The organism is Sphingosinicella sp. SM1-17 (assembly GCF_056821765.1).
Genome location: NZ_JBPDIO010000001.1, coordinates 208,805 through 231,641 on the forward strand (window position 1 = coordinate 208,805; position 22,837 = coordinate 231,641).

Annotated in this window: 23 protein-coding genes; 13 read left to right on the forward strand and 10 right to left on the reverse strand. The window is 64.6% G+C overall.

The window, feature by feature from the left end:
- The first annotated feature begins 118 nt into the window (after positions 1-118).
- On the forward strand, positions 119-577 hold the full coding sequence (locus ACRYLT_RS01095) for a universal stress protein (protein ID WP_482662265.1): 459 nt from the start codon (positions 119-121) through the stop codon (positions 575-577).
- 56 nt (positions 578-633) lie between these two features.
- On the opposite strand, the gene ACRYLT_RS01100 is transcribed toward ACRYLT_RS01095, so the two are convergent.
- The 4 genes from ACRYLT_RS01100 to ACRYLT_RS01115 are packed head-to-tail and all read right to left on the reverse strand — an operon-like array spanning position 634 to position 3,105.
- Positions 634-1,428: an RcnB family protein gene (locus ACRYLT_RS01100; protein WP_482662266.1), complete on the reverse strand. Its 795-nt coding sequence runs from the start codon at positions 1,426-1,428 to the stop codon at positions 634-636.
- 60 nt (positions 1,429-1,488) lie between these two features.
- Positions 1,489-1,998, reverse strand: coding sequence for a GAF domain-containing protein (locus tag ACRYLT_RS01105; protein WP_482662267.1), 510 nt, complete (start codon positions 1,996-1,998; stop codon positions 1,489-1,491).
- Complete coding sequence (gene arfB / locus ACRYLT_RS01110; protein WP_482662268.1) at positions 1,998-2,462, reverse strand: alternative ribosome rescue aminoacyl-tRNA hydrolase ArfB; 465 nt, start codon at positions 2,460-2,462, stop codon at positions 1,998-2,000. The genes ACRYLT_RS01105 and arfB overlap by 1 nt, the downstream gene beginning before the upstream one ends.
- Positions 2,449-3,105, reverse strand: coding sequence for an RluA family pseudouridine synthase (locus ACRYLT_RS01115; RefSeq protein WP_482665370.1), 657 nt, complete (start codon positions 3,103-3,105; stop codon positions 2,449-2,451). The genes arfB and ACRYLT_RS01115 overlap by 14 nt, the downstream gene beginning before the upstream one ends.
- A 175-nt stretch (positions 3,106-3,280) precedes the next feature.
- Here ACRYLT_RS01115 and ctrA point away from each other — a divergent pair, with 175 nt between their 5' ends.
- A complete protein-coding gene (ctrA, locus tag ACRYLT_RS01120; protein ID WP_482662269.1) occupies positions 3,281-3,982 on the forward strand; it encodes a response regulator transcription factor CtrA in 702 nt (233 codons plus the stop codon).
- A 70-nt stretch (positions 3,983-4,052) separates the two neighbouring features.
- Here ctrA and ACRYLT_RS01125 read toward each other — a convergent pair whose 3' ends face one another.
- Positions 4,053-4,454, reverse strand: coding sequence for an MAPEG family protein (locus tag ACRYLT_RS01125; RefSeq protein ID WP_482662270.1), 402 nt, complete (start codon positions 4,452-4,454; stop codon positions 4,053-4,055).
- A 132-nt stretch (positions 4,455-4,586) separates the two neighbouring features.
- On the opposite strand from ACRYLT_RS01125, the gene ACRYLT_RS01130 reads away from it, so the two are divergent.
- From ACRYLT_RS01130 to ACRYLT_RS01155, 6 genes are read left to right on the forward strand one after another with little or no spacing between them, the layout of a single operon-like run.
- Entirely contained in the window at positions 4,587-6,035 is a 1,449-nt protein-coding gene (locus tag ACRYLT_RS01130; RefSeq protein WP_482662271.1) for a circularly permuted type 2 ATP-grasp protein, read from the forward strand.
- On the forward strand, positions 6,035-6,970 hold the full coding sequence (locus ACRYLT_RS01135; RefSeq protein WP_482662272.1) for an alpha-E domain-containing protein: 936 nt from the start codon (positions 6,035-6,037) through the stop codon (positions 6,968-6,970). The genes ACRYLT_RS01130 and ACRYLT_RS01135 overlap by 1 nt, the downstream gene beginning before the upstream one ends.
- Complete coding sequence (locus ACRYLT_RS01140; RefSeq protein WP_482662273.1) at positions 6,970-7,806, forward strand: transglutaminase family protein; 837 nt, start codon at positions 6,970-6,972, stop codon at positions 7,804-7,806. The genes ACRYLT_RS01135 and ACRYLT_RS01140 overlap by 1 nt, the downstream gene beginning before the upstream one ends.
- Before the next feature lie 9 nt (positions 7,807-7,815).
- A complete protein-coding gene (locus ACRYLT_RS01145; protein WP_482662274.1) occupies positions 7,816-8,568 on the forward strand; it encodes a proteasome-type protease in 753 nt (250 codons plus the stop codon).
- Positions 8,569-8,581: 13 nt separating this feature from the next.
- A complete protein-coding gene (locus ACRYLT_RS01150; RefSeq protein ID WP_482662275.1) occupies positions 8,582-10,369 on the forward strand; it encodes a DUF885 domain-containing protein in 1,788 nt (595 codons plus the stop codon).
- 14 nt (positions 10,370-10,383) lie between these two features.
- On the forward strand, positions 10,384-10,866 hold the full coding sequence (locus ACRYLT_RS01155; RefSeq protein WP_482665371.1) for a DNA-deoxyinosine glycosylase: 483 nt from the start codon (positions 10,384-10,386) through the stop codon (positions 10,864-10,866).
- On the opposite strand, the gene ACRYLT_RS01160 is transcribed toward ACRYLT_RS01155, so the two are convergent.
- Positions 10,849-11,187 (reverse strand): hypothetical protein, encoded by a 339-nt coding sequence (locus ACRYLT_RS01160; RefSeq protein WP_482662276.1) that lies wholly within the window; start codon positions 11,185-11,187, stop codon positions 10,849-10,851. The genes ACRYLT_RS01155 and ACRYLT_RS01160 overlap by 18 nt on opposite strands.
- Positions 11,184-11,930, reverse strand: a complete 747-nt coding sequence (locus ACRYLT_RS01165) for a 3'(2'),5'-bisphosphate nucleotidase CysQ (protein WP_482662277.1) — start codon at positions 11,928-11,930, stop codon at positions 11,184-11,186. The genes ACRYLT_RS01160 and ACRYLT_RS01165 overlap by 4 nt, the downstream gene beginning before the upstream one ends.
- A gap of 89 nt (positions 11,931-12,019) precedes the next feature.
- On the opposite strand from ACRYLT_RS01165, the gene ACRYLT_RS01170 reads away from it, so the two are divergent.
- From ACRYLT_RS01170 to ACRYLT_RS01180, 3 genes are all read left to right on the forward strand, one after another.
- Positions 12,020-13,141, forward strand: a complete 1,122-nt coding sequence (locus ACRYLT_RS01170; RefSeq protein WP_482662278.1) for an NAD(P)/FAD-dependent oxidoreductase — start codon at positions 12,020-12,022, stop codon at positions 13,139-13,141.
- 5 nt (positions 13,142-13,146) lie between these two features.
- Positions 13,147-15,276, forward strand: coding sequence for a transglycosylase domain-containing protein (locus ACRYLT_RS01175; RefSeq protein WP_482662279.1), 2,130 nt, complete (start codon positions 13,147-13,149; stop codon positions 15,274-15,276).
- A gap of 64 nt (positions 15,277-15,340) precedes the next feature.
- Positions 15,341-17,323: a transglycosylase domain-containing protein gene (locus tag ACRYLT_RS01180; protein ID WP_482662280.1), complete on the forward strand. Its 1,983-nt coding sequence runs from the start codon at positions 15,341-15,343 to the stop codon at positions 17,321-17,323.
- A gap of 1 nt (position 17,324) precedes the next feature.
- On the opposite strand, the gene ACRYLT_RS01185 is transcribed toward ACRYLT_RS01180, so the two are convergent.
- Entirely contained in the window at positions 17,325-17,534 is a 210-nt protein-coding gene (locus ACRYLT_RS01185) for a hypothetical protein (protein ID WP_482662281.1), read from the reverse strand.
- Positions 17,535-17,660: 126 nt separating this feature from the next.
- On the opposite strand from ACRYLT_RS01185, the gene ACRYLT_RS01190 reads away from it, so the two are divergent.
- Complete coding sequence (locus tag ACRYLT_RS01190) at positions 17,661-18,662, forward strand: AI-2E family transporter (protein WP_482662282.1); 1,002 nt, start codon at positions 17,661-17,663, stop codon at positions 18,660-18,662.
- Between the two features lie 6 nt (positions 18,663-18,668).
- Here ACRYLT_RS01190 and ACRYLT_RS01195 read toward each other — a convergent pair whose 3' ends face one another.
- A complete protein-coding gene (locus ACRYLT_RS01195; protein ID WP_482662283.1) occupies positions 18,669-21,011 on the reverse strand; it encodes a transketolase in 2,343 nt (780 codons plus the stop codon).
- Between the two features lie 138 nt (positions 21,012-21,149).
- On the opposite strand from ACRYLT_RS01195, the gene ACRYLT_RS01200 reads away from it, so the two are divergent.
- The gene (locus ACRYLT_RS01200; protein WP_482662284.1) at positions 21,150-21,416 is read left to right on the forward strand and encodes a hypothetical protein; all 267 of its coding nucleotides are present in this window, start codon (positions 21,150-21,152) and stop codon (positions 21,414-21,416) included.
- Positions 21,417-21,418: 2 nt separating this feature from the next.
- Here ACRYLT_RS01200 and ACRYLT_RS01205 read toward each other — a convergent pair whose 3' ends face one another.
- Positions 21,419-22,837, reverse strand: coding sequence for a dihydrolipoamide acetyltransferase family protein (locus ACRYLT_RS01205; RefSeq protein WP_482662285.1), 1,419 nt, complete (start codon positions 22,835-22,837; stop codon positions 21,419-21,421).

A 22,837-nucleotide genomic window follows, 5' to 3' on the forward strand; every position in this document is an offset into this window, starting at 1 on the left:
GGGAGCCGTGCCGGGCCGGGCCGAACCACCTTAGGCACTGCCGGTCCGGGGCATCGGGATCCGCTCAAGGGTTGCGCGCGCTTCGCATCTGGCGCACCAGCAGCAAAAAGGAGAGGCAATGCGATCCTACCTCGTGGTCATGGATGATACCGAGGAAGCGCAGGCGGCGCTTCGGTTCGCAGCTCGGCGCGCGGTCCGGACCGGCGGCGGAGTCGAAATACTCGCGCTCATCCCGCAGCAGGAATTCGTCGAATGGGGTGGCGTCCAGGCGGCGATGGAGGAAGAAGCGCGGCTTCGCGCCGAAGCGATGCTCGTCCAGGCCTCCGGCGCGATCATGGAGGAGGCGGGAATCAGCCCCTCGATCACGGTCAAGCAGGGCGATCCGGTCAAGGCCGTCGCGGAGCTCCTCCAGGAACGCGAAGACATCGCCGCGCTCGTTCTGGGCGCAGCCCGCGAGGGCGGGCCGGGACCATTGGTAAGCCATTTTTCCGGAGCGATCGCAGGCAGCCTCCCCTGCCCGCTGATCATCGTCCCCGGCAAGCTCGATGACGAGGCGCTGGCACGGCTGAGCTCATGAGTCCTTGAGCGAAGGGCCGCCTCCGGCGATCGACTGCCGGCGCCGGGCGGTGGCGCCTAGCCTCTCTCCCCGGGCGGCGGCCGATGATGGCGGCGGAGCTTCGGGCGCTGCCGAACCGGCCGCGGCCGTTCGACGACCTGTTCAACCACCGGCTGGCAGCAGCCGCCACCCGTGGTCACCGTCGTCTCGATGATGATCGGATAGGCAAAGCCGTAGCCGTAGCCGTAGCCATGGTAGGGATAGGTCGGAGCAGCGCAGGGCACGGGACCAGGACGGCAACCCGGAGGCGGCCCATAGCCTGGAGGCGGTCCATAACCCGGAGGCGGCGGTCCATGGCCCCGATCGGCATAGTCCCAGTCGCCGGGACCGGCAGGGCCGCCTTGGCTTTCGACCCAGGCATAATCCTCGTCGTCCGGGTGGAATTCTCCCCGCCCGTAATAAGAGGGTATTCCGTCGTCCAGGTCCCAGCGCTCGCCATATTCGTCCCAGTCGAGGCCTTCGCGCCGGTCGACCACCTGACCGCGCCGGTCGATCAGATAGGCATCGTCATAATAGCGGATCCAGCGATGGTCGCGGGGCGGCGGCGCGAAGCCATAATGCTGCCAGTTCATGATGTGGAACTGGGGTCCGAACCAGAAGGGATGGACGAAGAAGCCGCGCTGCAAGCGGCGGTGACCGAAGCCCGGCCCGGGATGATGCCGAACGACGACGTTTCCGCCGCCATGGTGCCGGACCACGACGTTGGGGCCGCCATGGTGACCTGGACGGGCACGATCCTGGGTTTGTGCCGTGACGGCCGAGGGCAGGAGGGCGGCACCGGCCGCCAGCGTCAGAAGGGCTGTCTTCCTCATCCCGGATCCCCTGTAATGGTCCGCGCCCCCACGGCGCGGCAGGGGTCGGTTCAGACGCTTTTAACCCTTTACCGCCTCACTCGCCACGCCGGCCAGGCGCGGAGCCAGCCGCTGTATCAATCTGACACAGCCGGCGACATCCTCCTCATCGAATCGCTCGGGGGTGGGGCTGTCCAGGTCGAGAACCCCGACCAGCGCTCCATCGGCGACGATCGGAACGACGAGTTCGGACCTCGACGCCGAATCGCAGGCGATGTGGCCGGGAAAAGCGTGCACGTCCGGGACGCACTGAGGCTCCCCGCTCGCGGCAGCCGTGCCGCAGACGCCCTTGCCGAAGGGGATTCGAATACAGGCGGGTCGCCCCTGGAACGGCCCGAGCACCAACTCGCCATCGACATTGCGGTAGAATCCGGACCAGTTGAGATCCGGCAGCGCTTCCCACAGCAAGGCGGCGACATTGGCCATGTTCGCGATCGGATCCGGCTCGCCCGCGGTCAGGGCATCGGCCGCCTCGATCAGCTCGCCATATAGCTGTGTCTTGTCCGCCGCCTCGATCTTGAAATCGTACATCAGTCCAGCCTTACCTTGCCGCGGCCCTGTTTCACGGAGCTGCGCTGCTTCTTCTCGTCCACCCGCCTCGCCTTCGCGGCTCGGCTGGGCTTCGTCTTCACCCGCTTCGCCTGCCTTAAATGGGCGCGCGCAATCATATCTGCCAGTCTCGATCGCGCCTCTTCCCGATTGGCTTCCTGTGTTCGGTGGCTGCGCGCAGTGATCACGATCTCGCCGGAGCTCGTCATTCGGCTGCCGGCGAGCCGCTTGAGCTGCTGGTAGGCGTAGGGCGGCAGCCCGAGCTTGAACACATCACAGCGCAGCTGACAGGCGGTGGCTACCTTGTTGACATTCTGCCCCCCCGGACCGCTGGCCGCGAGAAAGGTGAAGCTTGTCGCATCCTCCAGGCGCGAGAGCAGGTCGTTCGACACCTTGCCCCGCTCTGGCTCCTCGCGCCGTTCCTCGGAGCTGTCAAAGGTCTGCATCTTGGAAGCCGGCCTGCAAGAATGTGTCGGGAATCGGAGCCCTCGCCTCGATCGGCCGCTTGCCGTCACGCGGGACTTTCAAGGCGAGAGCGTGAAGCAACATCGGCCCCTCTCCAGAGCCGTAGATCGGATCTCCGCTGATCGGAATCCCGATCCCGCTTTCGGCATGGACACGGATCTGATGGGTTCGTCCACTTTCGGGCTTGAAGAGGACCAGGGCGCGACCTTGGCGGACCTGGATCACCCGCCAGCTCGTGGCGGCGGGCTTCCCTGCCGCATCGGCCAGGATGCGCCAGCCTGACGCCCGGCTGGACACTTTGAGCAGCGGCAGATCCACTCGGCCTTCCTCCCTCTCCGGCACTCCCGAAAGCACCGCGACATAATGCTTCTCCGGCCGGTTCTGCTCGAAAGCTCGGGCGAAGCGCTGGTGCGCCTTCGGATTGCGAGCAAGCAGCAGACAACCGGATGTGTCCCGGTCGAGTCGATGGACCGGAGATGGCGAACGCTGGAAGCCGAATCGAAGGTCCTGCAAATGATTGTCGAGACTTTCGTGCGTTGCGGGGCCGGAATGGACGGCGAGCCCTGCCGGTTTGTCGATCACCAGCGCTTCGGCATCGATGAAAAGCACGCGTTCTTGAACGATTTCTTGCACGCGAGAGCTCCTGCCATGACTGTGGCAGCGCTGCAACGATCCAGCTTTTCCAACGATTCCATCGTATTAATACGATATTAACCTTTTGCGTTCACTCCTAGAAAAGTTAACGTCATGGGCGCGGACCGGATTCACGGATCGCACCCGCGACAGGAGGGCAGAATTCATGCGCGTGCTGCTGATCGAAGACGAGCCGACGACGGCCAAGGCCATCGAGCTGATGCTGAATGCCGAGGGGTTCAACGTGTACACCACGGACCTTGGCGAGGAGGGGTTGGACCTCGGCAAGCTGTACGATTACGACATCATCCTGCTCGACCTCAACCTGCCGGACATGCACGGCTATGACGTGCTGAAGAAACTCCGGACCGCCAAGGTCGGCACCCCGGTGCTGATCCTTTCCGGCGTCAGCGAAATGGATTCCAAGGTTCGGGCGCTCGGCTTCGGCGCCGACGACTATGTCACCAAGCCGTTCCACCGCGATGAGCTGGTCGCGCGAATCCATGCCATCGTCCGCCGTTCGAAGGGGCACTCGCAGTCGGTGATCAGGACCGGCAAACTGTCGGTCAATCTCGATGCCAAGACGGTCGAGGTCGATGGTGCTCGAGTCCACCTGACCGGCAAGGAATATGCGATGCTCGAGCTCCTGTCCCTCCGCAAGGGCACGACTCTGACGAAGGAGATGTTCCTCAACCATCTCTACGGCGGAATGGATGAGCCCGAGCTGAAGATCATCGATGTCTTCATCTGCAAGCTTCGCAAGAAGCTGGCACTCGCTTGCGGCGGCGAAAACTATATCGAAACCGTTTGGGGTCGCGGCTACGTGCTTCGCGAACCGGAAGAAGTCGACAACGTCCAGGTAGCCTGAGGCGGGACCTCGGCCGGCAGAGCTTTTCGGCCTTTCACGAGGACTTCCGTCCGTGCGGAAGATTTGGCCGCTAGAATGTGGCCAGCAGAGCCGGTGCAAGCACCAAGGCGATGCCGATGACGCTTGCCAGGAAAACGAGGGTGCGTAACACCGGCACGCCCATAGCGTAGAGCGGCAGGTAGACGATCCGCGCCCCTAGCCACAGGATCGAACCGAGCGCGGTCCAGCGATTGGCGAGATCGGCGAGCGTGACGATCAGAATCGCCGCCGCCATGATCGGAAATGTCTCGAAGAAGTTGGCTTGCGCCCTGGCCAGCCGCCCGACGAGCGGCTCCGGCGGTGGCAGTTGCTCATCGCGAGCGCCGACATTCCATTGGGTGCCATATCGCCGGGTCTTGACCCGCACCGCAGCAAAAATGTGCACGAACGCGAGCACGGCACTCCAGGCCAGCACGGTCAATTCTGTCGACATTCGCGGAAACTAGCCTTCTGCGAAGGGCCGGTCCATCTTCTCCGCACCGTAGTGACGATTGGCGTGACGGGCGCTTTTGGTGCATGCTTCTCCAGACTTGCGGAGTCCGCCGCGGTCACTCGATGAGGGGCTATGGCGAGGCGCGGCTCATTCGACGAACTGTGGGGACCGGGCGAGCCGGGAATCGGTCAGCCGCGCTTCGACGAGCTTGCGAGATGGCTCGCCGAGACACCCACGCCGGAGCTTGAGCGGCGACAGCAGGGCGCCGAAGCCGCCTTCCGAAGCCTGGGGATCACGTTCGCCGTTTATGGCGATGAGGAAGCGGCGGAGCGGATCATTCCCTTCGACATCATTCCCCGGATCTTCACGTCCAGGGAATGGGACGACTTGGCGGCAGGTCTCGAGCAGAGGGTCGCCGCCATCAACGCCTTCATCGATGATGTTTATGGTCCTCGGCACATCATCGCCGACGGCACCCTTCCCGCCGATCTCGTCCTGATCAACCCGCAATTCTGCATCGCTGTTGCGGGGGCACGTCCGCCGCATGGCGTTTATGCGCATATTTGCGGGATAGACCTGGTCAGAACCGGGCCCGACACCTTCTACGTTCTCGAGGACAATGCGCGTACGCCGTCAGGCGTCTCCTACATGCTCGAGAATCGCGAAGCGATGCTTCGACTCTGCCCGGAACTGTTCGAAGCCATGCCGGTTCGGCCCGTCGACTCCTATCCGGAGTTGCTTCGCGACACACTCTATTCGGTGGCTCCGCACCGGACCTCCCAGCCAAACTGCGTGCTGCTGACGCCCGGCCACTTCAATTCCGCTTTCTACGAACATGCCTTTTTGGCCGACAATATGGGCATCGAACTGGTCGAGGGCAGCGATCTCGAGGTCGACGACGACATCGTCTACATGCGAACCATCGATGGGCCGGTCAGGGTGGACGTCATCTACCGCCGGATTGACGACGCCTTCCTCGATCCCCTCATATTTCGACCGGACTCGGTGCTCGGAGTGCCGGGCCTGCTCGCCGCCTATCTCGCCGGCAACGTTACCCTCGTGAACGCGCCGGGCACGGGAATCGCCGATGACAAGGCGATCTACAGCTACATGCCCGAAATCGTCCGCTACTATACGGGGGAGGAGCCGAAGCTTCCCAATGTCGAGACCTGGTGCTGTCGCGAACCGGAAGGGCTGCGATACACTCTCGACAATCTCGAGAAGCTTGTCGTCAAGCTCGTCGACGGATCGGGAGGGTACGGGATGCTGGTCGGGCCGACCGCCAGCCGGGGCGAGATCGAAAGGTTCCGGGCGGCGATCAAGGCCGAGCCGCACCGCTACATCGCTCAACCGACCTTGGCGCTGTCCACCGTCCCCACGTTCACCGAAGCGGGCATCGCCCCGCGTCACGTCGATTTCCGCCCCTTCGTCCTGACCGGCGCGAACGGAGTCACGATCGTCCCGGGTGGTCTCACCCGGGTGGCACTGGGCGAAGGCTCGCTCGTCGTGAATTCGAGTCAGGGAGGCGGCACCAAGGACAGCTTCGTGCTCGAGGACGATCCGAAACGAGGGCCCGGCTGATGTTGTCGCGAACCGCATCCCACCTTTACTGGATCGGCCGCTATATGGAGCGGGCGGAATTCGCCTGCCGACTGGTCGAGGCAACCGTCCGACTCAGCGCGCTGGGGGACCTGACTGAAAGCGAGCAGGCCTGGCGGAGCGCCCTCAGCGTCGTCGGCGCGGACGGGGCCTTTGCCGAGAGCGGTGAAAGCTTCACCGCCTTCAGCGCCCGGCGCTATCTCACCTTGAACCAGCACAATACAAGCTCCATCCGCGCCTGCCTCGTCGCCGCGCGCAACAATGCCCGCGCCGCTCGCAACACCTTGTCCGTCGAGGTCTGGCAGACGATTGATCGCGCCTGGCTGAGCATCCGGGATCGTTCCAGCCCCGGCGGAGCTCAGGCAACGCTCAACCTCGTCGAGGAGGTCAAGGCGGAGATTCGCGGCTTCGAAGGCGCGCTCGGGCGAATGCTTCGGAACGAGGCCTGCTGGTTCATGCAGCTGGGCTCCGTCATCGAAAGGGGCGACAATACCGCCCGGCTGCTCGACGTGAAATATTACCTGCTGCTTCCGCCGGGCCAGGAAGTGGGCGGCGCCCTCGACCGTGGCCAGTGGACGACGCTTCTCCAGATCGTCTCGGCCCGTACTGCCTACCGCCACATCTACCGCGGTCCCCTCCAGCCCTGGCTGGTTGTCGACTTCCTTGTTTTTCGACGCGAAATGCCCCGATCGCTCCTCGCCTCCGCAGAGGAAACCGTGGACCTGCTCGCAGGCTTTGCCGGCCGATCCGGGCGCCAGGGGTCTGCCGATCGGCTAGCGCGTCAGCGACTCGCACGAATGGAGGACCTCGATATCGTCACCATCTTTCAAAGCGGCCTTCACGAATGGCTTCAGGAGCATCTCCGGCAGAATGCTGCCCTTGACCGGGCCATCGCGCAGCAGTTCAGGTTCGGCTGATGCGGCTCTCGGTTCACTATACGACCGCCTACCGCTATTCGGAGCCGCCGCGTCGGATCGTGCAGCTTCTTCGAGTCACGCCGTCCAGCTTTGCCGGCCAGACGATCCTCGAATGGCGGATCGACCTGGACTGCGACGCCAAGCTGCGCGAGGGCCGCGACGGCTACGGCAACCACACTCACATGCTCTACATCGACCAGCCGGTCGACGGCCTCGCCGTAACCGTCTCCGGGCGAGTCCTGACGGACGATCGAGCCGGCATCGTGCAGGGCGTTCCGCACGAGCTTCCGCCGCCGGTCTTTCTCCGCTCGACGCCGCTCACCGAGGCCGGACCGGCCATTGCCGCGCTCGCCGGGCAAATCGGATCCTCCCCGGGCTCTACCCTCGATCGGATGCACCGTCTCGCCGCCCAACTGGGCGATTCGCTCCGGTTCGACACTCGAGCCACGGCTTCCGACACGAGCGCGGAACAGGCCTGCGCCGCCGGTCACGGAGTTTGCCAGGACTTCGCCCATGTCTTCGTCTCCACCTCCCGTTGCCTGGGCGTGCCCGCGCGCTACGTCTCAGGGCATCTGTTCCGGCGCGACGGCGAACTGGTGCAGGAGGCGGCGCACGCCTGGGCCGAGGTCTGGATCGACGATCTCGGCTGGACTGCCTTCGACCCCGTCAACGGAATCTGCGCAGACGATGCCTATGTGCGAGTGGCCTGCGGTCTCGATTATCGGGACGCAGCGCCAGTCGCAGGGGCTCGGACCGGTGGCGGCGAGGAGGATCTGTCGGTAAGGGTTTGCGTCAGCAAAGCGGCGGCGCAGGCGCAGATCCAGTTCCAGAACTGAGGGGGGCGAATGACTTATTGTCTCGGCATGCTGCTCGACGCAGGACTCGTCATGATCGCGGATACCCGCACCAATGCGGGCGTGGACGACATCTCATCCTATCGCAAGCTGCACTGCCTCGTCGATGAGCCCGATCGGGTAATCTATGCTGCCTCCGCCGGCAATTTGTCGACGACTCAGACGATCATCAGCCTGCTTCGTGAAGGGATCCCCGCCACCGAGGATGGCGAGCTCGTCCGAACCATTCACGATCCCCCGTCAATGTTCCGGGCTGCCCAGCTGGTTGGCGAGGCGGTGCAGATGGCGAACGCTACCGTCGGTCGGGCGCTTGCCTCGATCAACATCAGCGGCGCCTCGTCATTGCTGCTTGGCGGCCGCATCGGCAACGCTCCACCTTCTCTCTACCTGATTTACTCGGCGGGCAACTTCATCGAGAACAGACCGGACGTCCCCTTCTTCCAGATTGGCGAAACCAAATATGGGCGACCGATGCTGGATCGGGTGATCAGCCCGAAGACCCCGCTGGCAGAGGCGGTCAAGATCGGCTTCCTCTCCTTCGATGCTTCGATCCGTTCGAACCTGGCGGTCGGCCGTCCGCTCGATTTGATGGTCCTTCCCAACAGACAGGGAGCCCGTCCGCTGATCCGCCGGATCGGCGCGGACGACGTCTATTTCAACACTCTCTCCGCGCGCTGGGGCGATCTCCTCAACGATGCCGCCGCGGCCATTCCCAATCCGCCGTTCATGGCGGAGCTGGACTAGCGATCGCTCCGGAATGACGATCAATCGGCGCAATTTCCTGCTCGGCACGCTCACGGCGCCGATAGTGACCGGGGCGATTGCTGCGCCGGGGCACCCCGCGGATCCCGCTTCCAGGCTCAGGGCCTTGCTCGATCGGAGCGAGGCGGCGCGTCGAGCGCTGGATCCGCTCGGTGCCGTTCGCCAGGGGCTCCCCCTGACCGGAGCGCCGTTCGTCGACCCGCTGAGCGACTCGTTCGCAGCCGAGACAGCGAGTCATGCCGAGCAGGATGCCGCGGAACTGGCCGAGATCGACCGAGCCTCGCTCGGCAGTATCGACCGGATCGCCTTCGACGTTCTTCGCTATCGCACCGGGCAGACGCTCGCTGCCTACAGATCGGGCGTGGCCGAGCTCCAGCTCAAGGCACCACTCAACGCCTCCTTCGGCCTTCATCTCGACTTTCCCGACTATGTCTCGACACGCGCGCCTTTGCTTTCCAGCCCGGCCGACCATGAGCTGATGATCGCTCAGCTTGACGGGTTTGCCGACTATCTTGCCTCGATCCGGTCGCGCCTGAGCCAGGCTGCTCGGGAGGGTTATTTCCAGCCCAGAGTGACGGCGGCGCAGGTCCTGCGCCAGATCGACGCCTTGCTCGAGCAACCGATCGAGCGCGGCCCGTTCTACGCTCCGATTCGCGAACTCCCGACGTCGATGGCCGCTTATCGGCCTAGGCTCGAAGGACAGTACCGAGCCAGGGTCGAGGGTCGGATCTATCCTGCCTATCGAACTCTGCGCGACTATCTGGCGCAGGAATATCTGCTCCGGTCGACCGAGGCACCGGGCAGATGGGCGATGAAGGATGGTCGGCAGCTCTATGCCGCCGACCTTGCGCGGCACACGACTCTGCCGGCAACGGCGGAGCAGATCCACGGAATCGGCCTCGCCGAAGTCGAGCGGATCCGGGAGGAGATGGAGCGCACGCGATCGGCGATCGGCTTCACCGGCGATCTTCCGGCCTTGTTCGAGTTCATCCGGACCGATCCGCGCTTCTATTACGAGCGCCAGGAAGATCTGATTGCCCATTTCGAGCGAATCGAAGCGCAGATCTGGTCGGCCATTCCCAATTTCTTTTCGCGGCGTCCCCGAGCGGAGTTCGAGGTTCGCCCGCTTCCCTCGCTCGGAGGGCAGCGCGGGACGGGCTATTATCGTGCCGGGCCGGCCGACGGTTCGGCGCCCGGGGTGCTTTATTTCAACATGGCCATGCTCGACACTCGGCCGATCCCCACCTTGGAGACCCTGGCTCTTCACGAGGGCATTCCGGGACATCACTACCAGATCAGTCTCACCCAGGAAAACCCCCGGCTGCCGCCGCTGCTACGCTTCGCCTCGGTGACCGCCTTCAGCGAAGGCTGGGGCCTTTATTCCGAGACATTGGGACCTGAACTCGGATTGTTCGGCGATCCCTATCAATGGTTCGGACATCTCGACATGGAGATGCTTCGGGCGGTCCGGCTTGTCGTCGACACCGGTCTTCACGAGCTCGGATGGAGCCGGGCCCGGGCGATCCGCTACATGCTGGCGAACACGTCGATGGCCGAACGGGACGTGGCGGTGGAGATCGACCGGTACATCTCCCAGCCCGGCCAAGCTTGCGCCTACAAGATGGGGGAGCTCAAGATCCTCGATCTGAAGCGGCGGGCCACGGAACGGCTGGGGAGCCGCTTCGACATCAGGGCCTTCCACGATCAGGTCATCGGTACGGGTGCGTTGCCGCTCGCGATCCTGGAGGGGAAACTCGAAAGCTGGATGGAGCGCGGCCGCTGACGAACGGATCGCCTCTGCAGCATTGCTTCCCTCCGGTCACCCGTTCTGACACTCGGCTGCTCCTGCTCGGCAGTCTGCCCGGAGCCCGCTCGCTCGCGCAACAGCGCTATTATGCGCACCCCCGCAATCAGTTCTGGGCGCTGACCGGCGCCGTGATCGAGCAGGACCTGGTCTCGCTCCCTTACGAGGCACGGCTTCAAGCTCTGCTTCGCGCGCATATCGGGCTCTGGGACACGGTCGCTTCGGCAGCGCGAAAGGGAAGTCTCGACTCCCACATCAGGCTTCACGAGCCGAGTGATGTCCGGGCCCTCGCGGATCGCCTTCCGGGATTACGGGCCATCGGCTTCAACGGCGGCGCGGCGGCAAGAGTCGGTCGCCGGCAGCTCGCCGGCTACCAGGCGGCCGACCTGATCGATCTTCCTTCCAGCAGTCCTGCCTATACGCTCGCCTTCGAAAAGAAGCTTGAAGGGTGGATGCGGCTACGGGCCTATCTCTGACGGTTCCGATCCGACCTTGTTGCTGACCGGTGGCGGACCGCGACGAGCGACCAGAAACAGGACCAGCGGCCAGACGAGCGTGTTGACGAAGTCAAGCAGCGAGGAGACTGGGTCCCACTCCGGTCCGCTATAATCGACCAACTCGTTCAACAAGGCGAGCAAGGCGACCACCGCCAGCGGAACCGGGGAACGCATTCGTCGCTGCAGCACCAGCGCCGTGAGAACGAAGATCGCCAGGCCGACATGGACGTGGATCAGATCCTCTGACATCCCGGTCGAGTCGCTGAGCGCGTTCTTCAGCTCAGAGTATCGAAGGATCATATTGCCCCATCCGAGCGCCGGCCGTAGATCGCAAGCACCTGCTCGGCAAGTTCGGGACGCGCAATCAGCAGGTCCGGCATCAGCGCGCTCGAGCGATTATAGACGAGCGGCGAGCCGTCGGCCCGGCTTGCATGAAGACCCGCGCCCAGGGCCACGGCGACCGGGGCGCAATTGTCCCATTCATGCTGGCCTCCGGCATGAAAATAGAGGTCGGCGTCGCCAGCCACGATCGCCATGGCCTTGGCTCCAGCCGAGCCCATTTCGACAAGCTCGGCCCCGAGCAGCGCCGCCAGCTCAGAGGCTTCCGCGGGGGGGCGGGTCCGGCTGACCAGCATCAAGGGGCGCTGTCCGGAACGCCTGGGCGGCAGCGCAACCTGATCCGACCGGAACAAGCGCCCTTGCGCCGGCACGGCCACGGCCCCGACCCGCGGAGCACCACCGATCGACAGGCCGACATGGACAGCCCAGTCGGACCGCCCCTCGCTATATTCGCGTGTTCCGTCGAGAGGGTCGATGATCCACAGCCGCTCGCTCCGAAGCCGTTTCGGATCGTCCGCACTCTCTTCCGAAAGAACCGCGTCTTCCGGCCGCCATTGCTGAAGCGCGGTCAGGATGAAGGCGTTGGCGACCTTGTCGCCAACCCCGCCAAGTGCGGCGCCTTCAAGGAAGGATTGATCGCGCAACTCCATCAGCAGGCGCCCGGCCCCCTGCGCCAGCTGCGCCGCCAGCTCTTCATCGGTCATGATCGGCAGATGCCCGGCAATCGTGGTCCTCACAAGCGCGATGTCAGTCGCCTCGTGACCCCTAGTACCAATTGCGCTAGCTGCGCCCCGTGGACAGCGCGGACTTCCTGATCATCGGCGGCGGAGTCGCGGGCCTTTCCGCAGCCGCACGGCTTGCCGAACACGGGCGGGTCATTGTGATCGAGGCGGAATCGGCTCTCGGCTATCACTCGTCGGGACGCAGCGCGACCTTTTCCCACTACGGCATCGGCAACCGGATCGTTCGGGCGCTCACTTTCTGCAGTCGCGACTATTTTCTCGCTGCGGGCGAGGGGCAGCTTTGCCATCGCAGCACCGCCTTGTTCGTCGCAACCGACGAGATGCTGCCGGCGCTCCAGGCTCTCGAACAGGACATGGCGCCTTTCACCGACAGCGTCACCCGTGCCGATGAATCGGAAATGCGACGGCTCTTCCCGGCGCTTCGGGTCGGCTCGGACGACATCGTTTCGGGCATCGTTTATCCCGATGGCCTTCGGCTGGACTCCGACGCTCTGCTCCAGGGCTATGCCCGGTCGGTTCGCGATGCCGGCGGACAGATTCTGACCGGCCGGCGGGCGACAGCGGTCGAGCATCGCGGCGGCAGGTGGACATTAGAGGATCAGAGTGGCGAGTGCTGGTCGGCGCCGATCTTGATCAATGCTGCAGGCGCCTGGGCCGACTCCGTCGCAGATCTGGCCGAAGTCCGCCCTCTGGGCCTGAAGCCGCTTCGGCGAACCATCATCGTCGTCGACGGCCCATCGGGGACGGATGTTCGCGGATGGGCCTTCGTGAAGACGGCGGTCGACGATTTCTACATTCTGCCGGAGTCCGGCCGGTTGATGGCGTCTCCGGTCGACGAGATCGAGTGCGAGCCGTGCGACGCTCAACCGGAGGAATATGATGTCGCACTCGCCGCCTGGCGGGTCCAGCGCTACACCACATTGGCGGTGGATCGGATCGCTCATCGATGGGCGGGGCTCAGGACGTTCGCTTCCGATCGAACACCTGTGGTCGGATTCGCGCCCGACGCGCCCGGCTTCTTCTGGCTTGCCGGCCAGGGCGGGTTTGGCCTGCAGACGGCGCCAGCCGTCGCAGAGGCGGTGGAGTCCCTGATTACCGGAGCGGCCTGGCCGAAAGGACTTGCCGAACAAGGGGTAAAGGTGGAACATCTCGATCCGACAAGGCTGGGGTAACCTTCGTGGGTTATTTGGGATTCGGTCGAGCCGACCGAGCGGATCTGGAACTCGAGCCTTCGCGCGATCCCCCGAACGATTCCGGAATCTCCTTCGACATATGGGAAACGCTGAACGAACCGGACCGCATCCGGATCGAACAGGCCATGCGGGAGCTTGCCCAGGTACGCGCGCACGCGGCGGCGCTCTATTATGGGGAGGCGGGTCCATCCGGAGTCGGCGTTCCGCCCTGGCCGGGCGCTCCGCCGCACGTCCGATCTCACTATCTTAAGCTGGCGCTCTATGCCTTGCAGCCGCGCTATATCGGACTGGAAGATGCCGAGCTCCCCCGCCCGCGCATCGTCGACGCGACTCTTGAAGGTCACACCCGACGCTACAATCGCGTCGCCCAGCGTATTCGAACGGCGACCAAGGTCTTCCTCTATGCGTGCTTCGTCGGCCTCACCCTTCTGCTTGCCTGGCTCGCGCTTACCGCTCCATTGAGCCGATCGCTCCAGCCGATTGCGGCGCCGAGCGTGGTGGTACTCGCCAGCGACGGCGAGCCCATCGCCCGGCGCGGCGCCGTTCGCGTGGCGCCTGTGGACGTCACGGAGTTGCCGGCCCATGTAGGCCAAGCGTTCGTCGCGATCGAGGATCGGCGATTCTACCGGCATCTCGGGATTGATCCCTATGGAATCGCGCGCGCTTCCTTCCGCAACTGGCGAGCCGGTGCCGTGCGCGAGGGGGGCAGCACCATCACCCAGCAGCTCGCCAAGACCAGTTTCACGGGTGCCGAGCGCAGCATGGGACGGAAGGCGCAGGAAGCCTTGATCGCCCTCTGGCTCGAAGGCTGGCTGAGCAAGGAAGAGATTCTCAGCCGGTATCTTTCGAACGTCTATTTCGGCAACAACATCTACGGCCTGCGGGCCGCATCCCGCTTCTATTTCAGCGTCGAACCTGAAGAGCTGTCGCTTTCGCAAGCGACGATGCTCGCCGGCCTGGTCAACGCTCCGAGCCGGCTAGCGCCCAACCGGAATCTCGAGGGTGCCCGCCGGCGCGCCCGCCTCGTGACTGCAACCATGGTCGATGTCGGCTATATTGGCGAGTCGGAAGCGGAAAGGCTGCGACCGGCGCGGCTTCGCCTCGCGCCTCGGGACGACCTGCCAACCGGAACCTATTTTGCCGACTGGGTGCTTTCCGGAGCCGAATCCGGCGGCCGCGACGAATATGGCGAGCGGACCATCGAGAGCACGCTCGAACGAGAGCTTCAGCGCGCCGCCATCGCCGCCTTCCGCGAGGCGCGGATCGGCAATCGTCAGGCGGCTCTGGTTGCGATGCGAACGGACGGCCGGGTCGTGGCAATGCTTGGCGGTCGCGACTATGGGCGCAGCCCCTTCAATCGGGCGACGCAGGCACGACGCCAGCCGGGCTCCACTTTCAAGCTGTTCGTCTATCTCGCCGCTCTCCGATCCGGAATGTCTCCGGACAGCCTCGTCGAAGACCGTCCCATCGAAGAGGGCGAGTACCGGCCCCGCAACGTGGATGGAGTCTACCGGGGCGACATCACGCTCCGCGAAGCCTTCGCCCGGTCGAGCAATGTCGCGGCGGTCCGGCTTGCTCGGCAGGTGGGTCTGGCCAATGTCATTCGTGCAGCCCGCGACCTCGGAATCACCGCGCCAATCCCGGCCGATCCCAGCATCGCCCTTGGCAGCGCTCAGGTGAGCCTCATCGAGATGACCGCGGCCTATGCCGCCGTCGCCGGAGGTCGCTACCCGGTCCGTCCGCGAGGCCTTGCGGAAGAGCAAGGCGAGGGTGGCCTTGCGGAGCGCCTGTGGGACAGCATGCTGTCGGACGAACCGTCAGGCAGGAGAGACCGAGCATTCGAGCCGCTCCGCGACATGCTGGCCTATGCCGCGTCGAAGGGGACGGGCCGCGCCGCCGCGCTGCCGGTGACAACCTATGGAAAGACCGGCACCAGCCAAGGCTATCGCGATGCCTTGTTCATCGGGTTTGCCGGCGACCTGGTCGTCGGTGTCTGGGTCGGGAATGACGACAATCGACCGATGGGACAGGTCGGAGGCGGAGGGTTGCCCGCACGGATCTGGCGAAGCTTCATGATTCGAGCGCTCGATCTTCCGCGGCCGGTATCGCAATAGATCGCGCTTGATCACCAGCCGCGAAACATGCTGCTAGGCTGCTCGTTCAGCCGCCGAGAGGGCAATGTACGCCAGACCAGACGTTGAGAGCTTCAAGGAGCCGGGCGACGCGGATGACTCGGTTCCGCAGCCGCCTCTTTCGCGCGTTCGCAAGTTCAAGCGCGTCGCGCTCTTCACCCTCATCGGCTTTGCACTGATCCTGCTCTGGCTGATCGTCACCGCGCCTCTCTCCCGTTCGCTTCAGCCGGTGGGCGCGCCCGGGCTCACCATTCTTTCGGCTGAGGGGGAACCGATCGCTCGCCGCGGCGCGATCATCGGCGAGCCTGTCTCGGTCGATGAACTGCCGCCGCATGTCGGCCAGGCTTTTGTCGCCATCGAGGATCGTCGCTTCTATCGCCACCTCGGCGTTGATCCCTGGGGCATAGCGCGAGCGATGGTTCGCAACCTGCGTGCCGGACGCGTTCGCGAAGGCGGCAGCACCATCAGCCAGCAGCTTGCCAAGACCAGTTTCCTCAGCCCGGATCGCACCGCCGCCCGCAAGGCGCAGGAGGCACTGATCGCGCTCTGGCTTGAGGTTTGGCTGAGCAAGGAGGAGATACTCGGCCGATACCTTTCCAACGTCTATTTCGGCGACAATATTTACGGGCTGCGAGCCGCCGCTCGTCACTATTTCGATGTCGCGCCCGAAGAGTTGACCGTGGAGCAGGCGGCGATGCTAGCCGCTGTCGTCAATGCGCCATCCCGGCTTGCGCCGACTCGCGATCTCGAAGCGGCGCAGGATCGATCCCGGAGAGTCATGCAAGCGATGGCCGAGGCCGGCTATATCAGCGAGCAGGAGTTGGCCGAGCTTCGTCCCGCTCGGCTGAGGCTCGGGCCAAGCGATGACGTCCCGACCGGGACCTATTTCGCCGATTGGGTCGTACCCCAGGCAGCGGAGCTTGAGGAGGGCAGCTATGGCGAACGGCAGGTCCTGACGACGCTCGATGGCGACCTTCAGCGAATGGCCACACGGGCCGTCCGCCGAGCGGGATTGGGCCGCGCGCAGGTAGCGCTGGTTGCGATGCGGCTGGATGGTCGTGTGGTGGCCATGGTCGGCGGAAAGGATTACCGCCGAAGCCCGTTCAATCGCGCTACCCAGGCGCGCCGCCAGCCCGGTTCGGCCTTCAAGCTATTCGTCTATCTGGCCGCTTTTCGTGCCGGCTACACGCCCGAAACACCAGTGAACGACGTGCCGATCAGGCTGGGCAGCTGGGAGCCGCGCAACTATGGCAATTCCTACCGCGGCCGGATCTCGGTCAGGGAAGCCGTGGCTCATTCAAGCAACTCGGTCGCGGTCCAGGTCCAGGAGCGGGTCGGGCGTGACGCCGTCATCCGGGCTGCGCGAGATCTTGGAATAACCACGCCACTGCGTCCCGAACCGACGCTTGCGCTCGGCACGAGCGGCATGAGCCTGCTCGAGTTGACCGCCGCCTATGCGGCTGTCGCCGCCGGTCGCTACCCCATTCGTCCGCGCGGCCTTCCCAACCAGAGCGCCGGCTGGTTCGGTTCCGATCCCATGGAAGGGCTGAGCCGCGATCGGGCCTTTCCGATGCTCCGCGACGTCCTTTATGCCGTCACGAACCGAGGAACTGGCCGGACGGCCGCCTTGTCCGTTCCGACTTTCGGCAAGACCGGCACCACTTCCGATTATCGGGACGCCCTCTTCATCGGCTTCGCCGGCGACCTTGTCGTCGGCGTATGGGTCGGCAACGACGACAACAGCCCGCTCCCCGGCATATCCGGCGGCGGGACGCCCGCCCGCATCTGGCGCGCCTTCATGAGCGAGGCACTCGGTATCGCACCCGCCCCGCCGGTCGTTCGAGTGCCCCTTTCGGAAACCGATCGCGCGCCCTCAGTAGCCACTTCGAACAGCCAGAACGAAGCTCCACAGACGGAGCCCGAGGCCGAGCCCGTCCCGGGCGACGCTCCGGCGCCATCGCCTCAAGTACCCACGGTGGTCGCTCCGCCGCCAACGGCTCCGAGGGAGGAAGTCGAGCCTCAGCAATAGATCAATGGTCGGAGGTTGGCGGCGTTCGCCTCGCCCGCCGACGATCATAATATTTCTTTGCCCCATAAGCGCCGAGAGCAGCGATCCCCAGCGGCGTGAAGGCACGACGGACCAGCCAGGGTGCCGCGGCGCCGATCAATGCGCCCTTCATTCCCTCATTCCTGCCCGCGAGCCGCCTGCCGATGCCGGCGCCGATTAACTTGCCAATCATGATGGTCTCCGTTCTAGTCTCGCCTTTCGAAAACAGCGCCGGATAGGGCTGAAGGTTCCGCGGGTCATCGGAGGACAGGGTTTGAGCGAACCGCCAATTAGCCATCGTCTTTTCATTGAGCGACTGGTGATTGCGATTGCGGTGGTCGGGATCGCGCTGCTGCTCTGGAATTTACGCGGCCTTTTCATGCTGGTGTTCGGCGCGGCCCTGGTGTCGGTGATCCTCAACATCATTGCTCAACCTCTCCGCGAACGGCTGCGGCTGCCCGGCTGGGCGGCGCTTCTGGCCTCCGTTCTCATTGTCGCTGCCATCTTCACGGTCGCCTTCTGGACGTTCGGGGCGCAAGTGACTCGGCAGGCGGAAGCATTGCGGGAAATGATCCCCACTGCCTGGCAGGCGGTCCAAGCGCGACTGGACGCCTGGGGACTAGGCGAAACCGTTCGCGAGTGGACGGCGGGGCTGAGCTCAGGGGGAGGGGTACTGTCCAACCTCGGCAATATCGCGGTGACGGTAGGCAATGGGATCGCGGACACATTGCTGGTCCTGGTCGGAGGAATCTATCTTGCGGCGCAGCCGGATCTTTATCGAGTCGGGATCTTGAAGCTGGTGCCGGAAAGCGGCCGAGCTCTGGCTGCGCAGGCGCTTGATGCCAGCGCTCGGGCCCTGCAACTGTGGCTGCTCGGCCGGCTGGTTTCGATGGTCGCCGTCGGCCTGCTCACCTGGCTTGGCCTGACGATCATCGGCGTGCCGTCAGCCATGGCGCTGGCTCTTCTCGCCGCCTTGCTCGAATTCGTTCCCTTCATCGGCCCGATCATTGCGGCGGTTCCAGCCATTGTCCTGGCCCTTGCGCAAAGCCCGGAGACGGCGCTTTGGACGGTCCTTCTGTTCCTCATCATCCAGCAATTGGAGGGCAATGTGCTGGAACCGCTGGTCCAGCAGCGGGCGGTCGATCTGCCTCCCGCCCTGCTTCTCTTCGCGCTTGTGGCCGGAGGGCTGGTCTTCGGAGTGGCCGGAGTCATCCTCGCCGCGCCCTTGACGGTGGTTCTCTTCGTGCTCGTCAAACGCCTCTACGTGCAGGAGGCGCTCAACACAGCGACCCCCCTGCCCGGCGACGGATCCCGCGACTAGAGCCGATCAATCCAGGAAAAGCTCGGCTGCGGCTTCCACGATCGCATCTATATCCAGTCGATAGGCGCGGTAGAGGTCCGTCAGGCTGCCGGTCTGGCCGAAGCGATCGACCCCGAGCGGGCTGACCTTGTGACCGTGGACCCCGCCCAGCCACGAGAGCGACGCAGGCGCGCCGTCGAGCAGAGTCACCAGTCCGGCGGTGCGAGAAAGCGGTGCCAGCAGCTTTTCCACATGCGAACGTTCCGCCGGTCGCCCGTCCCATCGCCTGCTTCGGCTCTCGCTCCAGCCGCGATGGAGCAGATCCGGCGATGTGACGGCGAGCAGGCCAAGGCCAGGGATATCCTCGCTGAGGGTCTCCCAGGCGGACAGCGCCTCCGGCGCCACGGCGCCGGAATAGACGAGAGCGGCCTCGGCGCCCTCGCTCGGCTCGCGAAGCCAGTAAGCTCCGGCGAGTGCTGGCGCCTTCCATGATTCGTCGGATCGTTCGACCTGGCGGATGGTCCGGGTGGTCAGGCGTAGATAGACGCTCTCCCCCTCCGCGCTCTGCAGCAGCCTGAAGGCTTCCTCCATGAACAAGGCCAACTCGTCGACGAAAGCCGGCTCGTAGTGGCGTAGGCCCGGTTGACCCATGGCGATCAGCGGCGGGTTGATCGATTGATGGGCTCCGCCCTCGGGACCAAGCGTGACTCCGGATGGGGTGGCCACCAGCAGGAACCGCGCGTCCTGATAGCAGCCATAGTTGAGCGCATCGAGGCCACGGGCGATGAACGGATCGTAGACGGTGCCGATCGGGAAGAGGCGCTGGCCGAACAGGTCGCCGGCGAGACCCAGGGCCGTCAGCATCAGGAACAGATTGTTCTCGGCAATGCCCAGTTCGATATGCTGCCCTGCCGAATGTGCGCCCCACTTCTGCGCGGACGGGATCTTCGCTTGGGCGAAGACGTCGGCCAGTTCTTGGCGTCGAAACAGTCCCCGCTGGTTCACCCAGGCTCCCAGATTGGTCGAAACGGTCACATCGGGGGAGGTGGTGACGATCCGGTCCGCCAAGGGGAGCGCACCTTCTCCAGGAGCCTTACCCGCCGACCGGGAAAGATCGAGCAGGATCCGGCCGAAGGCCGCCTGAGTGGACTGCTCCTCGCCAGGCGGCGGAACGATCGTCGGCACTTCCGTCTGGTTCCAGGCCCTGTCGCGCTTCGCCCTCGCAATCCGACTGCCCTCGACGAGGGAGCGGGCCGCCGCCGCAGAATTGTCGCCAAGACCAGCCCAGGGCTCCCATTCCTCTCCCTCCGGGATTCCCATCCTTTCGCGAAGAGCGGCGATCTGGGTAGGCGTCATCAATCCGGCATGATTGTCCTTGTGGCCGGCGAAGGGCAGTCCCTGGCCCTTGATAGTGAAGGCAATGAACAGCGTCGGCACATCGTCCTGAGCCGAGTCGAACGCTTCGACGAGCGCTTCCACGTCATGGCCGCCCAGATTGGTCATCAGAGCCTGCAGGGCCTCGTCGTCGCGAGCGTCGAGGATGGGCGCCACGCCGGGAACATCCCTGAGCAGTCGCTCGCGCCAGGCCGCACCGCCGAGATAGGTGAGCGCCGAATAATCGGCATTGCTTACCCTATCGAGCCAGCCTCTGAGTTCGTCTCCTCCTTCTTCCAGGAAGGCGGACTCGAGCTGGCGGCCGTAGCGCAGGGTCACGACTCTCCAGCCGCAGCTTGCGAAGATTTCGTCGAAGCGGCGGAACATCCGGTCGGCGCTCGTGGCATCGAGCGACTGGCGATTATAGTCGACGATCCACCAGCAGTTGCGGATATCATGCTTGTAGGCCTCGATCAGGCATTCATAGATGTTACCTTCATCGAGTTCGGCGTCACCTAGCAGCGCAACCATCCGGCCGACTTCAGCGGACTCCATCAGCCGGTGAGCGATCAGATAATCCTGGACCAGGCTTGCGAAGGCGGTGATCGCAACTCCAAGCCCGACCGAGCCCGTCGAAAAATCGACCGGGATCCGGTCCTTGGTTCGACTGGGGTAGCTCTGCGCCCCGCCAAAGCCCCTGAAAGCCTGAAGTTGCTCGCGCGACTGGTTGCCGAGCAGATAGTGGATCGCGTGAAGAACGGGTCCCGCATGCGGCTTCACCGCCACCCGATCGTTGGGACCAAGCGCATGGAAGTAGAGCGCCGCCATGATCGTCGTGATCGAGGCGCAGGACGCCTGATGCCCGCCCACCTTCAGCCCGTCCAGGCTCTCTCTGACGTGATTGGCATGATGGATCGTCCAGGATGAGAGCCAGCGCAGGCGATCGTCGATCAGCCGTAGCGCGTCGAGATCGAGCCCTTCCGTCTTCTTCAGCATGAGGCGCCTCTAACCGCATTCGGTTCAAAGCTGGAATCTCTTTTGGCTTCCAGGCGCCTCGCTCGGCCAGAGGAGAACCGGGCAAGGTTGATCCTCTTGGGCTGGAAGTGTAGAAATTGGCACAGGAGAGGATCAGGAATGCTTGATCCGACGCGTCCGCACTGGGTTCCCGCGGTCGTCTCGCCGGAGCGCGACTGGGCCGGCAAGCCCGGCTGCCGCCGCGGCGCACGCTACCTGATTGGCGAGCGGGAGTTGAAGCCTGCCTCGGAGGACATTCCCACGTTCGACAGCCGCGCCGAATGCCTGCGCTGGATCATGGCTCATCGAATCGAGCTCAACCGCAATGTACCCGGCGCAGCCGTGGTGCCCGTCGATCTGGCGCGCTGGATGCTCGGACTCGCCTAGCTTCACCTCATCGACAACAGGCGCAGCGGGTTTTCGATCAACTTCTTGAGGTCCTGCATGAACAGCGCGGCATCCCAACCGTCGATCACCCGATGATCGCACGACAGGGAAAGGTTCATCATCTTGCGCACGTCGAGCTCGCCGTCGACGACGACGGGCGTCTCCTTGACCTTGTTCACGGCGATGATCGCCACTTCCGGTCGGTTGATGACCGGCGTCGAGACGATTCCGCCCATCGGACCCAGACTGGAGATGGTGATGGTCGATCCGGACAGTTCGTCGCGGCTCGCCTTGCCGGAGCGGGTCGCCTCCGCCAGGCGAAGGATCTCGCTCGCCAGATCCCAGACGTCGCGACCGTCGGCATTTCGAATGACCGCTACGGCAAGGCCGTTATCCGTCTGTGTCGCCATGCCCATATGCACGGCGCCCGAGCGATGAATGACGTTCGCCTCGTCATCATAGCGGGCGTTGAGCTGCGGGAAGTCGGTCAGGGTTCGGCAGAGAGCGGTGATCAGAAACGGAAGCATCGTCAGCTTCGGATTGGCGCCGCGATCGGCGTTCATCATTGCGCGCGTCGACTCGAGCGCCGTGACGTCGAACTCCTCGACCAGCGTGAAATGCGGAATTCGACGCTTGGCCTCCTGCATGTTTTCGGCAATCCGGCGTCTCAGTCCGACGACCTTGACCTCCTCATCCGTCCGGCGCGCCGAAGCGGCGCGCGAAACGCCGCCGCCATTGTACAGCAGATAGGCATCGAGGTCGGCGTGGCGGATCCTGTCGCCTGAATATCTGACCTGCGCGAGATCAATGCCGAGATCGCGGGCGCGCTGGCGAACCGCCGGCGAAGCCAGTACCGTTGCCCGCTGCGCATCGGCGGATCCGTGCCGGTCGCCCCTGGACCCGTTGACCGCTCCAGGAGCCTGTTCGGAGCGCTCATCGGTGGAGGGAGCTTCGTGCCGAGTGCGGCTCCCGCCGGACGAGGGCTGCGCCCGCCATTCGCCGATTCGACGACCTTCCTGTCCCCGATCTTCGGATCGACGGTCTTGCCCGGATCGACGGTCGGGGGCGGCGCGTCGTTCCCCGGCTTCATCCTCGGTGGTTGGAACCAGGTCTTCAAGCGGCTCCGGCACCTCGGCCATTCCGTCCGCCATGGGTTCCTGTTCAGCGGCAGGTGCTTCGCCTTCGGTCTCCAGAACGACCAGAACGCTGCCGATCGGGATCATGTCGCCGACACCGCCCGCGACTTCGAGCACCTTGCCCGCGACCGGCGATTCCATCTCGACCGTCGCCTTGTCCGTCATCAGGTCGGCGAGTTGCTGATCCTCGGCGACCAGGTCCCCGGGCTTCACGTGCCAGGCGACGATCTCCGCCTCGGCAATGCCTTCGCCGATGTCCGGCAGTTTGAATTCGTAGCGGGCCAT